This is a genomic window from Pseudomonas algeriensis, assembly GCF_048847255.1.
In the GTDB taxonomy this organism is placed as follows: domain Bacteria; phylum Pseudomonadota; class Gammaproteobacteria; order Pseudomonadales; family Pseudomonadaceae; genus Aquipseudomonas.
The window spans coordinates 160,342-173,054 of the sequence record NZ_JBKKRK010000003.1 but is presented as its reverse complement, the minus strand read 5'-3'; the positions used below and the strand labels follow the sequence as shown (position 1 = coordinate 173,054).

At 60.4% G+C, this 12,713-nt stretch carries 10 protein-coding genes; 3 read left to right on the top strand and 7 right to left on the bottom strand.

Annotation, left to right across the window (positions count from 1 at the left end; all coding sequences use genetic code 11):
* Positions 1–83: 83 nt before the first annotated feature.
* Complete coding sequence (locus ACLK1G_RS06065; RefSeq protein WP_420764605.1) at positions 84–731, top strand: LexA family protein; 648 nt, start codon at positions 84–86, stop codon at positions 729–731.
* A 30-nt stretch (positions 732–761) separates the two neighbouring features.
* On the opposite strand, the gene ACLK1G_RS06060 is transcribed toward ACLK1G_RS06065, so the two are convergent.
* From ACLK1G_RS06060 to ACLK1G_RS06045, 4 genes are read right to left on the bottom strand one after another with little or no spacing between them, the layout of a single operon-like run.
* Positions 762–2,711, bottom strand: a complete 1,950-nt coding sequence (locus ACLK1G_RS06060) for an acetyl/propionyl/methylcrotonyl-CoA carboxylase subunit alpha (protein ID WP_420764604.1) — start codon at positions 2,709–2,711, stop codon at positions 762–764.
* The gene (locus tag ACLK1G_RS06055) at positions 2,708–3,526 is read right to left on the bottom strand and encodes a gamma-carboxygeranoyl-CoA hydratase (RefSeq protein ID WP_420764603.1); all 819 of its coding nucleotides are present in this window, start codon (positions 3,524–3,526) and stop codon (positions 2,708–2,710) included. Before ACLK1G_RS06055 ends, ACLK1G_RS06060 begins: the two co-directional genes overlap by 4 nt.
* 14 nt (positions 3,527–3,540) lie before the next feature.
* Positions 3,541–5,148 carry a carboxyl transferase domain-containing protein gene (locus ACLK1G_RS06050; RefSeq protein WP_420764602.1) on the bottom strand — a complete coding sequence of 536 codons (1,608 nt, stop codon included), beginning with the start codon at positions 5,146–5,148 and terminating at the stop codon, positions 3,541–3,543.
* A gap of 11 nt (positions 5,149–5,159) precedes the next feature.
* Positions 5,160–6,323: an isovaleryl-CoA dehydrogenase gene (locus ACLK1G_RS06045; protein ID WP_420764601.1), complete on the bottom strand. Its 1,164-nt coding sequence runs from the start codon at positions 6,321–6,323 to the stop codon at positions 5,160–5,162.
* Between the two features lie 187 nt (positions 6,324–6,510).
* Between ACLK1G_RS06045 and ACLK1G_RS06040 the strand changes: the two genes are divergently transcribed.
* On the top strand, positions 6,511–8,208 hold the full coding sequence (locus ACLK1G_RS06040; RefSeq protein WP_420764600.1) for an AMP-binding protein: 1,698 nt from the start codon (positions 6,511–6,513) through the stop codon (positions 8,206–8,208).
* A gap of 590 nt (positions 8,209–8,798) precedes the next feature.
* Here the strand turns inward: ACLK1G_RS06040 and ACLK1G_RS06035 are convergent.
* The 3 genes from ACLK1G_RS06035 to ACLK1G_RS06025 form a co-directional block, all read right to left on the bottom strand.
* On the bottom strand, positions 8,799–9,698 hold the full coding sequence (locus ACLK1G_RS06035; RefSeq protein WP_420764599.1) for a hydroxymethylglutaryl-CoA lyase: 900 nt from the start codon (positions 9,696–9,698) through the stop codon (positions 8,799–8,801).
* Positions 9,699–9,769: 71 nt separating this feature from the next.
* Entirely contained in the window at positions 9,770–10,171 is a 402-nt protein-coding gene (locus tag ACLK1G_RS06030; protein ID WP_420764598.1) for a MerR family transcriptional regulator, read from the bottom strand.
* A gap of 182 nt (positions 10,172–10,353) precedes the next feature.
* Complete coding sequence (locus tag ACLK1G_RS06025) at positions 10,354–11,283, bottom strand: LysR family transcriptional regulator (RefSeq protein ID WP_420764597.1); 930 nt, start codon at positions 11,281–11,283, stop codon at positions 10,354–10,356.
* Between the two features lie 177 nt (positions 11,284–11,460).
* Between ACLK1G_RS06025 and ACLK1G_RS06020 the strand changes: the two genes are divergently transcribed.
* On the top strand, positions 11,461–12,690 hold the full coding sequence (locus ACLK1G_RS06020) for an acyl-CoA dehydrogenase (RefSeq protein WP_420764596.1): 1,230 nt from the start codon (positions 11,461–11,463) through the stop codon (positions 12,688–12,690).
* Positions 12,691–12,713 lie beyond the last annotated feature (23 nt).

The following is a 12,713-nucleotide window of genomic DNA, read 5'->3' as shown; positions in this document are numbered from 1 at the left end:
AGTACGCTTCGTAATTGTGACGACGATTTAAATACTACAATTTGTGTTTTGATGGGCGTGGTCATCCACGTATCGTGCCGTTCATGGATAAATGGATAGAGTTGGTCAAGGCCAAGATGAAGGAGCTGCACATCACGCAAGTGGTGCTCGCAGAGCGTTTGGGGATGTCCCAGGGTGGTGTCGGCCATTGGCTGACCAAGCGCCGGCAGCCCAGTCTTGAAGACATGAACCGGGTGCTTCAGGAGCTCGGACTCGAGTTCCTGGAAGTGGCAATGGTGATCCGCGAACCGGACACCTCCACTGACGAGGGCATGGCGCTGGCGCAGAAGTACAACCCGTACTTCCGCTACCCGGTCAATGACTGGCACGATATCGGCGCGGTTCACGAGGGTGATCTGGTCGGGTACGGGCAGCCGCGCTACGAGCTGACGGACTACCATGCCCAGGGAGACGCTTTCTGGTTGGTGGTGGTGGGCGACGCGATGACTGCGCCAAGCGGGCTGAGCATCCCTGAGGGCATGTCGATCCTGGTTGATCCGGCGATCGAGGCCGTGCCCGGCAAACTGGTGGTGGCGAAACTGCCCGGCAGCAGCGATGCGACCTTCCGCAAACTGATCGAAGAGAGCGGCCAGCGTTACCTGGTCCCGCTCAATCCCACTTACCCGAAAAATCCATACACAGAGCATTGCCGCATCATCGGCGTGGTCGTACAGGCAACCATCAGGTTCTGAACTGGATCGGCCCGGCAAACGGGCCGATACCTATTCTTCCAATGCCACCAGCGCGCTGCCCTCGCTGACCATCTCACCTTCCTGGCAATACATCGCCTTGATCACGCCCGCCTTGGGTGCACGGATGCTGTGCTCCATCTTCATGGCTTCCAGCACCACCAACTGCGCGCCGGCTTCCACTGGTTGCCCGACACTCACCAGCACCCGCACGATGCTGCCATTCATAGGTGCGACCAAGCCGCCCTGATGGCCGTGGCTGGCCTCGGCGGCGGCTAACGGGTCGTAGACATCGACGCGATGCAAATCGCCCGCCCATTGCAAATAAAGGCTGTCGCCCTGGCGAACAGCCCGATGGCTGCGACGCAGGCCGTTACGCTCGATGACCAGGTGCTCCCCCTTGAGCTCGGCGCTGCGGGCGGTAACGTCCACCGTTATCGCGCGATCCTGGCCACCACAGACCAGATGCAGGGTGGTTTCCCCTGGCAGCCCCAGGCGCAACCCGGTGCTCTCGGCCCAGGGGGAATTGAGGTCATCCACGCGGACGCGAGGCGTCATGCCCAAGGCAAAGGCAAGGGCCGCCGCGTACCAGAACTCGTCGTCCAATTCGCCAGGTTCGGGCATTAGTTGCGCTTGGTAGCGTGGGATAAATCCGGTATCGAGTTGCGCCGCTGCAAAGGCCGGGTGGCCGACGATGCGCCGCAGAAAACCGATGTTGGTTCTCAGGCCACCGATGGCGAACTCATCCAGCATCGCGAGCAACCGTAGACGGGCCTGCTCACGGTTTTCGCCCCAGGCGATCAGCTTGCCGAGCATCGGGTCGTAGAACGAAGAAATCTCGTCACCTTCTTCAACGCCGCTGTCGACCCGTCGACCTTCGCCTTCGGCAGACTCACGGTATAACGCCAGGCGTCCGGTGGCGGGGAGGAAATCATTGGCGGGGTCTTCGGCATAAAGCCGTACTTCGATGGCATGACCCCGCAACGGAACTTGTTCCTGGGTAATCGGCAGCGGTTCGCCTTGGGCCACGCGGATCTGCCAGGCCACCAGATCGAGGCCGGTAATCGCTTCGGTGACCGGATGCTCGACCTGCAGCCGGGTGTTCATCTCCATGAAGAAGAACTCGCCCCGCGAATCCAGCAGGAACTCCACCGTGCCCGCGCCGACATAACCGATGGCCTGGGCGGCGCGCACCGCGGCCTCGCCCATTGCCCGGCGCAGCTCCGGGCTCAGACCCGGAGCGGGAGCCTCTTCGACAACTTTTTGGTGCCGGCGCTGGATCGAGCAATCGCGCTCGTTGAGGTACAGGCAGTGACCGTGTTGGTCGGCGAATACCTGAATTTCCACGTGGCGCGGCTTGAGCAGGTATTTTTCCACCAGCATGCGCGCGTCGCCGAACGATGATTGCGCCTCGCGCTGCGCCGATGCCAGTGCTTCGGCCAGTTGGCTGACGTCTTCCACGACCTTCATGCCCTTGCCGCCGCCACCCGCCGTTGCTTTGAGCAGAACCGGGTAGCCGATGCGCTCGGCGGCGGCGCGGAAGGTTTCCAGATCCTGGGCTTCACCGTGATAGCCAGGCACCAGCGGCACGCCGGCGGTTTCCATCAAGGCCTTGGCGGCGGACTTGCTGCCCATGGCGTCGATGGCCGAGGCGGGTGGGCCCAGGAAGATCAGCCCGGCTTTTTCAATGGCCCTGGCGAAGCCGGCATTCTCAGAAAGAAAACCGTAGCCGGGATGGATGGCCTGGGCGCCGCTGGCAAGGGCTGCGGCGATCAGTTTGTCGATTTGCAGGTAGCTGTCGGCGGCCTTGCTACCGCCCAGGTCGACGCGGATATCGGCTTCACGGCAATGGCGCGCGTCACGGTCGGTGGCGCTGTGCACCGCGACGGTAGCCAGGCCCATGGCCTTGGCTGTGCGCATGACGCGGCAGGCGATTTCACCTCGATTGGCGACCAGTAGCGTATTGAGGATAGGGGCGCTCATTGACGCGGCTCCTTGTTGTTCGACTCGGCTTGCCAACTGGGCGGGCGTTTTTGCAGGAAAGCTCGCAAGCCCTCCTGACCTTCAGGGCTGACACGTATCCGGGCGATGGCGTTTTCGGTGTAGCGGCGCAGCGCCGGCGTGAGCGCACCGTTGCCGACTTCACGCAGCAGTTCCTTGCTGGCGCGCATGGCCGCTGGACTGTTGAGCAACAGGTTGTCGATCCATTGCCCGAGCTGATTGTCCAGCGTCTCGGCGGGGTAACTTTCCGACAGCAAGCCGATCTCTTTCGCACGTTGTCCGCCGAAGCGTTCGGCGGTCAGGGCGTAACGCCGCGCCGCCCGTTCGCCGATGGCTTGCACCACGAATGGACTGATCACTGCCGGTGCCAGGCCGATGCGCACCTCTGACAGACAAAATTGCGCTTCGTCGGCGCCGATGGCCATGTCGCAGGCGCTGATCAGACCCAGCGCGCCGCCAAACGCGGCACCCTGAACCACCGCCAACGTTGGAATCTTCAACTTGGCGAGGTTGTACATCAGCTCCGCCAGTTCCCGGGCGTCGTCCAGGTTGGTGTGGTAATCGAGTTCGGCGGACTGTTGCATCCAGGCCAGGTCCGCGCCGGCGCTGAAGTGTTTGCCCCGGCCACGGAGCAACAGGAAGCGCAGGTTCGGGTCGCTGCCGACCTGGTCCAGGGCGAGAATCAGCTCTCGGATCATCTCGGCGTTGAACGCGTTGTTTTTTGATTCGCGGCTGAGCCACAGGATGGCGAAGCCGCGCGGGTCGGTTTGCAATTCGAGCGTGCTGTACTGAGTCATGGGCGTTTTCCCGGTTACATCCTGAACACGCCGAAGCGGCTCGGTTCGATGGGCGCGTTCAGCGACGCGGACAGGGCCAGCCCCAGCACATCGCGGGTCTGCGCCGGGTCGATGACGCCGTCGTCCCACAGCCGCGCGCTGGAATAATAGGGGTGCCCCTGTTCTTCGTATTGATCGAGAATCGGTTGCTTGATCTCGGCTTCCTGGCTGGCGCTGAAGGGCTGGCCGCTGCGTTCGGCCTGTTCGCGCTTGACTTGCACGAGCACGCCGGCGGCTTGCTCGGCACCCATCACGCCGATCCGGGCATTGGGCCACATCCACAGGAACCGCGGGTCATAGGCGCGGCCGCACATGCCATAGTTCCCCGCGCCGAAACTTCCACCGATGATTACGGTGAACTTCGGTACCCGGGCGCAGGCCACGGCGGTCACCAGTTTCGCGCCGTGCTTGGCGATGCCGCCGGCTTCGTATTTCTGGCCGACCATAAAGCCCGTGATGTTTTGCAGGAACAACAGGGGAATCCCGCGCTGGCAGGCCAGTTCGATGAAATGCGCGCCTTTCTGCGCGGCCTCGGCGAACAGGATGCCGTTATTGGCGAGGATGGCGATTGGATAACCGTGCAAATGCGCGAAGCCGCACACCAGGGTCGTTCCGAACAGCGCCTTGAATTCGTCGAACACCGAACCATCGACAAGCCGCGCAATGACCTCCCGCACATCGAACGGCTGCTTGGCATCGGCCGAGACCACGCCATAAAGCTCGTCACTCGAATACAGCGGGGCGATGGGTGCGCGTTGCTGCACATCGCCAAGCTTGCGCCAATTGAGGTTGGCCACGCTGCGACGGGCCAATGCGAGGGCGTGCTCGTCGCTGTCGGCGTAATGGTCGGCCACCCCGGAAATCTTGCAGTGCACATCGGCACCACCCAGGTCTTCGGCGCTGACCACTTCGCCGGTAGCGGCTTTTACCAGGGGCGGGCCGGCGAGGAAGATCGTCGCCTGCTGGCGGACCATGATCGCCTCGTCCGCCATCGCCGGCACATAGGCGCCGCCGGCGGTGCAGGAGCCCATGACCACGGCAATCTGCGGGATGCCCTGGGCACTCATGTTGGCCTGGTTGAAGAAAATGCGGCCGAAATGCTCGCGGTCGGGGAACACTTCATCCTGGCGTGGCAGGTTCGCGCCGCCGGAATCCACCAGGTAAATGCAGGGCAGGCGGTTCTGTTGGGCGATGGTCTGGGCCCGCAGGTGTTTTTTTACCGTCAGCGGATAATACGAACCGCCTTTGACCGTCGCGTCGTTAGCGACAATCATGCACTCGACGCCTTCCACGCGACCGATGCCGGCGATCACGCCGGCCGCCGGCACGTCTTCCCCGTAGACTTCGTAAGCCGCCAGCGGGCTGATTTCCAAAAAGGGCGAGCCTGGATCCAGCAAGCGATTGATGCGTTCGCGCGGGAGCAATTTGCCCCGGGACGTGTGCCGCTCCTGGGCCTTGGGCCCGCCGCCTTGCTGGACGTGTTTGAGCAAGGTGCGCAAAGCCTCGACCTGACCAAGCATCGCGTCGCGGTTGGCGATGAACTCAGGCGAGCGGGTATGGAGCTGGGTGTGCAGCGTGGCCATGGTCAGCTCCGTTAGCGGGTTTCGTTGAACAGTTCGCGGCCAATCAACATCCGACGAATCTCACTGGTGCCCGCGCCGATTTCGTACAGCTTGGCGTCACGCAGAAGACGACCAGCCGGGAATTCATTGATGTAGCCGTTGCCGCCCAATATCTGGATGGCATCGAGGGCCATCTGTGTGGCGCGCTCGGCGCTGTAGAGGATCACCCCGGCGGCGTCCTTGCGGGTGGTTTCGCCGCGCTCGCACGCCTGGGCCACTGCGTACAGATAGGCGCGGCTGGCGTTGAGCTGGGTGTACATGTCGGCGACCTTGCCTTGGATCAACTGAAATTCGCCGATGCTCTGGCCGAACTGCTTGCGGTCGTGGATGTACGGAACGATCAGGTCCATGCACGCCTGCATGATGCCGGTCGGGCCACCGGACAAGACCACGCGCTCATAGTCGAGGCCGCTCATCAAAACTTTCACGCCACCATTGAGCACGCCGAGGATATTTTCCTCGGGCACTTCGACGTCATCGAAAAACAACTCGCATGTGTTGGAGCCGCGCATGCCGAGCTTGTCGAATTTGTTGCTGCGGCTGAAGCCTTTCCAGTCGCGTTCGACGATGAACGCAGTGATGCCATGAGGGCCTTTTTCCAGGTCAGTCTTGGCGTAAATGACGTAGGTGTTGGCATCGGGCCCGTTGGTGATCCAGGTCTTGCTGCCGTTGAGCACAAAGCGGTCGCCACGTTTTTCGGCGCGCAGTTTCATGGAAACCACGTCGGAGCCGGCATTCGGTTCGCTCATGGCGAGGGCGCCGACATGTTCGCCACTGATGAGCTTGGGCAGGTACTTGCTCTTTTGCTCATGGGTGCCGTTGCGGTTGATTTGATTGACGCACAGGTTGGAGTGGGCGCCGTAGGAAAGGGCGACCGAGGCCGAGCCGCGGCTGATTTCCTCCATGGCGACCACGTGGGCCAGATAGCCCAGGCCGGCACCGCCGTATTCTTCCGGCACAGTGATGCCCAGCAGGCCCATGTCGCCGAATTTGCGCCACATGTCGGCGGGGAACAGATTGTCGATGTCGATCTGGGCTGCCCTAGGCGCCAGCTCGGCCTTGACGAAGGACTGGACCTGGTCGCGCAACATATCGATGGTTTCGCCAAGGGCAAAATTCAGGGATGGGTAGCTCATGGGACACCTTTTGTTTTTTTGTCGGGTGCGGAAAGTAGCAGGTCTGCTCTCACCTTTACGTTAACGTAAGCTTGTGACGGATGGCTGTCAATCGCTCTTTACGTTAACGTCAACTTGGGCGAGAGTAAGGCCGCTTTCCTACGGAAATTGCCGATACACCCACCGAATAAAGACAAGAGGGGTCGTCATGGATCAACCCGGTTCGCAAGCGCAATCGAGCTACACCCGAGGCAGCCAAGCCAAGTCCTTGTTGGAGCAGACCATTGGCCAAGCATTCGACCAGACCGTGGCTCGATGCCCTGATGGCGAAGCACTGGTGGTTCGTCACCAGTCGCTGCGCTACAAGTGGCACGAACTGGCCGAAGTGGTCGACTTACACGCACGGGCTTTTTTGGCGTTGGGGTTGAAGACAGGCGATCGCCTGGGCATATGGGCGCCCAACTGTGCGCAGTGGTGCGTGAGTCAGTTCGCCAGTGCGAAGATCGGCGTGATTCTCGTCAATATCAACCCGGCGTATCGTGCCTCCGAACTGGAGTACGTACTCAAGCAGTCCGGCTGCCAGTGGCTGGTGTGCGCGGGGTCATTCAAGACCTCGGATTACCATGCCATGTTGCAAGCATTGGCGCCGGAACTGGCAGACCAACCTATCGGGCATTTGCACAGCGAGCGCCTTGCGGATCTGCGCGGTGTGATCAGCCTCGATCCGCAGCCACCCTCAGGCTTCCTGCCTTGGTCGCAGTTGACGGCCCTGGGTGCCTCGGTGTCGCCAGGGCAACTGGCCGAGCGCCAGGCCAGCCTGCGTTTCGATCAGCCCGTGAATATCCAGTACACCTCCGGGACCACCGGGTTTCCCAAGGGGGCGACCCTCAGTCATCACAATATTCTCAACAACGGCTACATGGTGGGTGAAAGCCTCGGCCTGAGCGCTGGCGATCGCTTGGTGATCCCAGTGCCGCTGTATCACTGTTTTGGCATGGTCATGGGCAACCTGGGTTGCGTGACGCACGCCAGCACCATGATCTACCCCAACGACGCGTTCGATCCGTTGCTGACCCTGCGCACCGTGGCCGAGGAAAAAGCCACCGCGTTGTATGGTGTGCCCACCATGTTCATTGCCATGCTGGACCAGCCGCAACGGGGGGATTTCGACCTGTCCAGCCTGCGTACCGGGATCATGGCCGGCGCTACGTGCCCCATCGAGGTGATGCGGCGAGTCATCAACGAGATGCACATGGCTGAGGTGCAAATTGCCTACGGCATGACGGAAACCAGTCCGGTGTCGTTGCAGACTGGTCCCACAGATGAATTGGAATTACGCGTCACTACCGTCGGCCGCACTCAGCCGCAACTGGAAAGCAAGATCATCGACCAGGCGGGGGAAATCGTCCCTCGCGGCACCATCGGTGAGTTGTGTACGCGAGGCTACAGCGTGATGCTCGGCTACTGGAATAATCCCAAGGGCAGTGCCGAAGCCATCGACTCGCAAGGCTGGATGCACACCGGCGACCTGGCGATCATGGACGGGCAGGGTTACGTGCGTATCGTCGGGCGCAACAAGGACATGATCATCCGTGGTGGAGAGAATGTTTATCCTCGGGAGTTGGAAGAATTCTTTTTCACTCATCCCGCAGTGGCCGACGTACAAGTGATTGGCATTCCTTGCTCGCGTTATGGCGAAGAGATCGTAGCCTGGATCAAGTTCCACCCCGGGCACAGCGCCTCCGAGCAAGAGCTGCAAGCGTGGTGCAAGGAGCGAATTGCTCACTTCAAGACGCCGCGGCATTTCAAGTTCGTCGAAGAATTCCCCATGACGGTCACGGGCAAGATCCAGAAATTTCGCATGCGGGAAATCAGCATCGAAGAACTGAGCGATAGCAATGGCTGAGTAATTTCCCTGTGGGGCGAGCTTGCTCGCTCCCGCAGGAAAACCCAAACGCCAGACAGCACAAAGGGGAGCCGAGGCTCCCCTTTAATTTTGTCGTCGCGTGCTCTTTTTTTATTATTGAGGGGCGGCCTGTTGTTGTTTTTGGCAGCCGTGACCCTTTACCGCTGTTTTTGGCGATCCCCATCCGGGATCAAGAGCAAACGTATTTTTTTGAGCGCTGATCTGCTTTTTCGCCTGGCGATCCAACCGATTCGGGTGCTACCTGAAGGTAGTTTTATTGTTCTCTGCCCGGTTGCGGGTTGCTCCTGAAAGCACCCTGAAAAGCACATCTTCTCCAAAAAAATCTGTTAGCTGCGTCTCTGCCGTGTTGTTTTTGTTATGCCAGAGTCGTTTCGTCTTGTTTTTATTGGGTTTGTCGCTTTTTTTTATTCTTGTTGTGCAGGAGATATAGCAGGTGGCGTGCCAACTTTTAAAAAGCTATATAGAACAATGACTTGTAATTTTCTCGAAAAAATCAGGACGGCCAATCCCAGACAAATTGTTTCCGTGTTACTCGTTTCACCCCCGTTACAGACGAGGGCGGTAACACCTCACTGCGCCAGCCGCGCCTTTGCAACACGCGAACCGGTGGGGTGGCCCAGCACGTCACAAATCTGCTGGCCCGCGGCAATCAGTGCGTCCAGGTCGATACCGGTTTCGATACCCAGCCCCTTGAGCAGGTAAAGCACGTCCTCGGTGGCGACGTTACCGCTGGCGCCCTTGGCATAGGGACAGCCGCCCAAGCCGGAAATGGAACTGTCGAACACGGCGATACCTTCCAGAAGGCTGGCGTAGACGTTGGCCATTGCCTGGCCATAGGTGTCATGGAAGTGTCCCGCGAGTTTTTCCCGGGGAACGTCACCCGAAACCACTTCAAACATCCTGCGTGTGGCGCCGGCGGTGCCCGTCCCGATGGTGTCGCCGAGGGAAACCTCGTAGCAGCCCATGTCGTACAGCTCCCGGGCGACCCAGGCCACTTGCTCGGGTTCGACCGCGCCTTCATAAGGACAGCCCAGCACACACGACACGTACCCGCGTACGCTGACACCGTTGCGCTGTGCGGCCTCCATGATCGGGGCGAAACGTTCCAGGCTTTCCTTGATGGAGCAATTGATGTTGCGTTGGGAAAATGCTTCGGATGCCGCCGCGAACACCGCAACCTCCTTGACGCCTGCCGCCAGCGCGTCCTCGAACCCCCGCAGGTTCGGCGCCAACGCGCCGTAGGTCACACCGGGCTTGCGCTGAATCTGCGCGAACACCTCGGCCGAGCCGGCCATTTGCGGCACCCATTTGGGCGAGACAAAACTGCCAACCTCGATGTAACCGAGGCCCGCGGCGCTCAAGGCATCCACCAGGCGCACCTTGTCGGTGACGCTGATGGGTTGCGATTCATTCTGCAGCCCGTCGCGGGGGCCGACTTCGATCAGGCGTACAAAAGAGGGCAGGGACATGGGGATTGACCTGTGGTGAATGGGCTCGGTGTGGAAGCGAGCTTGCTCGCTCCCACTGGATAACTGTTGTGTTACTGGACGGTTTCCTCGCCCTTGAGCGTCTGTTCCAGCGCCTGGATGCAACGTTCCTCGGCGGTGTCGAGTTCCAGTTTCATCTGTTCGATGTCCAACAGCTGCTGTTCGAGTTGCTCACGACGCTCGGCAATTTTCGCCAGCATGCTGTGTAACTGTTTCTGATTGCCGCTGGTGGGGTCGTACAGCTCGATCAGCTCACGGCATTCAGCGAGGGAAAACCCAATGCGTTTGCCCCGCAGGATCAGTTTCAGGCTGACTTTGTCCCGTGGCGAGTAAACACGTTCCTGGCCTCGACGCTCCGGACGCAAGAGACCCTGTTCTTCATAGAAGCGGATGGCTCGAGTGGTGATATCCAGCTCGCGGGCGAGATCGGAGATGCTGTAGGTCAGGCTGCTCATGGAAGCGCTCGAAACGATAGGAGTTGGCGCTAAGCTAATTGCAGGTTGACGTTCACGTCAAGCAATGAGCTGTCGACGAAACCTGTGGGAGCGAGCCTGCTCGCGAAAGCGGTAGTCCAGCCAATATGAATAGTGACTGATCCGACGCTATCGCGAGCAGGCTCGCTCCCACATTGGACAGGCTAAACCTTATCGAGCTTCTTCTCATGGGCCGTCACCTGTTGGCACAGTTCGATGATCTGCTCGCGCATCCAACGATTGGCCGGGTCCTGGTCGGTGCTTTCGTGCCAGTAGAGATGGGTTTCCACTGGCGGCACATCGTTGACGGGCACGTGGACCGCATGCAGGTCATGACGGCGCGTGAAGCGCTCCGGAACAGTCATGACCATATCGGTCTGCTGGAGCACCTGGGACGCCATCAGATAATGCTGCGAACGCAGGGCAATCTTGCGCTGTATGCCCATTTTGCCGAGGGCCAGGTCCACGTAACCCAGGCCGTTGCGGCGACTGGAAATATGCACGTGGGTCTGGGCCAGGTAATCGTCGAGGCTGAGTTTTTCCTTGTTCGCCAGCGGATGGCCCTTGCGCATGGCGCAGACGTAACGGTCCTCCATCAGCTTGACGTGGCGTACTTGTGGGTCGGTGTTGAGCGGGGCGTCCACCGCGAAGTCCAGGCGTCCGGCGGCCAGCTCCTTGGTGGTCTCCCGGCGCTTGGACAGGAAACTCTCGATAGCCACGGTCGGCGCCAGGCGACGCAGGCGCTGGAACAGCGGCGGCAGGATCACGCCCTCGGTGAGGTCGGTCATGCTGATGCGGTAGGTCTTGACGGCTTGCAGTGGGTTGAAGATCCGACTTTCCTGTACCGATACCCGCAGCAGCGACAGGGCGTTGCGCACCGGCCCGATAATATTCTGGGCCATCGGTGTAGGCACCATGCCCTGGGCGGTGCGCACGAACAGCGGATCATTGAAGGTCTCGCGCAAACGCGCCAGGGCATTGGACACGGCCGGCTGAGTGATGCCGACGATCTGCCCGGCACGGGTCAGGTTGGCTTCGGTGTAGATCGCATCGAAGACAATGAAAAGGTTGAGGTCGACCTTGCTCAGATTCATGGCGCTGCACTCTTATTCTTGGGCTTGTATGAGGTGCCGGGTGGCAATGCAAATCAGTGAACCATATATCGGTGATGAATGTTAATACACGCCGAGAATAGGTTAGGTAAATTTTCGTAGCTCAACTAGCATCGATTCCATGACCTAAAAACAACCTCTGCCAAGAAGGTGCTGCCCATGGATTTTGCCTATTCCCCCAAGGTTCAGGAGCTGCGTGAACGCGTTACGGCGTTCATGGATGCGCATGTCTACCCGGCCGAAGCGGTATTCGAACGACAAGTGGCCGAAGGTGACCGTTGGCAACCCACCGCGATCATGGAGGAGCTGAAGGCCAAGGCCCGGGCCGAAGGGCTGTGGAATCTGTTCCTGCCGGAATCCGAACTGGGCGCAGGCTTGACCAACCTTGAATATGCGCCGCTGGCGGAGATCATGGGGCGCTCGCTGCTGGGGCCGGAGCCGTTCAACTGCTCGGCGCCGGACACCGGCAACATGGAAGTGCTGGTGCGTTACGCCAATGAAGAACAAAAGCAGCGCTGGCTGGAACCGTTGCTGCGGGGAGAGATTCGCTCGGCCTTCGCCATGACTGAACCGGACGTCGCTTCGTCGGATGCCACCAACATGGCCGCCCGTGCCGAGCGCGATGGCGACCAGTGGGTCATCAACGGTAAAAAGTGGTGGACCTCAGGCGCCTGCGACCCGCGCTGCAAGATCCTGATCTTCATGGGCCTGAGCAATCCCGATGCACCTCGTCACGCCCAGCATTCGATGATCCTGGTGCCGGTGGACACGCCCGGGGTCAAGATCGTCCGGCCATTGCCGGTGTTCGGTTACGACGACGCGCCCCATGGCCACGCCGAAGTGCTGTTCGACAACGTGCGGGTGCCGTACGAAAACGTCCTGCTAGGCGAGGGCCGCGGTTTCGAAATTGCCCAGGGCCGCCTCGGCCCGGGCCGGATTCATCACTGCATGCGCTCAATCGGCATGGCGGAGCGCGCATTGGAATTGATGTGCCAGCGGGCCATCAGTCGCACCGCCTTCGGCAAGCCACTGGCGCGCCTGGGTGGCAACATCGACAAGATCGCCGATTCGCGGATGGAAATCGACATGGCTCGCCTGCTGACGTTGAAGGCGGCCTATATGATGGACACGGTCGGCAACAAAGTGGCCAAGAGCGAAATCGCCCAGATCAAGGTCGTTGCGCCGAACGTGGCGCTGAAGGTCATCGACCGGGCGATCCAGATTCATGGCGGGGCTGGGGTTTCCAACGACTTTCCGCTGGCCTACATGTATGCCATGCAGCGAACGTTGCGCCTGGCCGACGGCCCGGATGAAGTCCACCGCGCCGCCATCGGCAAGTTCGAGATCGGCAAGTATGTGCCCAAGGAGATGTTGCGCAGCGGGCATTGAAGCTTATTCACACTGACACGTAA

Bases quoted from the DNA above. Each gene is read 5' to 3' on its own strand.
- ACLK1G_RS06065 (WP_420764605.1), top strand. From the start codon at position 84: ATGGATAAATGGATAGAGTTGGTCAAGGCCAAGATGAAGGAGCTGCAC.
- ACLK1G_RS06060 (WP_420764604.1), bottom strand. From the start codon at position 2,711: ATGAGCGCCCCTATCCTCAATACGCTACTGGTCGCCAATCGAGGTGAA.
- ACLK1G_RS06055 (WP_420764603.1), bottom strand. From the start codon at position 3,526: ATGACTCAGTACAGCACGCTCGAATTGCAAACCGACCCGCGCGGCTTC.
- ACLK1G_RS06050 (WP_420764602.1), bottom strand. From the start codon at position 5,148: ATGGCCACGCTGCACACCCAGCTCCATACCCGCTCGCCTGAGTTCATC.
- ACLK1G_RS06045 (WP_420764601.1), bottom strand. From the start codon at position 6,323: ATGAGCTACCCATCCCTGAATTTTGCCCTTGGCGAAACCATCGATATG.
- ACLK1G_RS06040 (WP_420764600.1), top strand. From the start codon at position 6,511: ATGGATCAACCCGGTTCGCAAGCGCAATCGAGCTACACCCGAGGCAGC.
- ACLK1G_RS06035 (WP_420764599.1), bottom strand. From the start codon at position 9,698: ATGTCCCTGCCCTCTTTTGTACGCCTGATCGAAGTCGGCCCCCGCGAC.
- ACLK1G_RS06030 (WP_420764598.1), bottom strand. From the start codon at position 10,171: ATGAGCAGCCTGACCTACAGCATCTCCGATCTCGCCCGCGAGCTGGAT.
- ACLK1G_RS06025 (WP_420764597.1), bottom strand. From the start codon at position 11,283: ATGAATCTGAGCAAGGTCGACCTCAACCTTTTCATTGTCTTCGATGCG.
- ACLK1G_RS06020 (WP_420764596.1), top strand. From the start codon at position 11,461: ATGGATTTTGCCTATTCCCCCAAGGTTCAGGAGCTGCGTGAACGCGTT.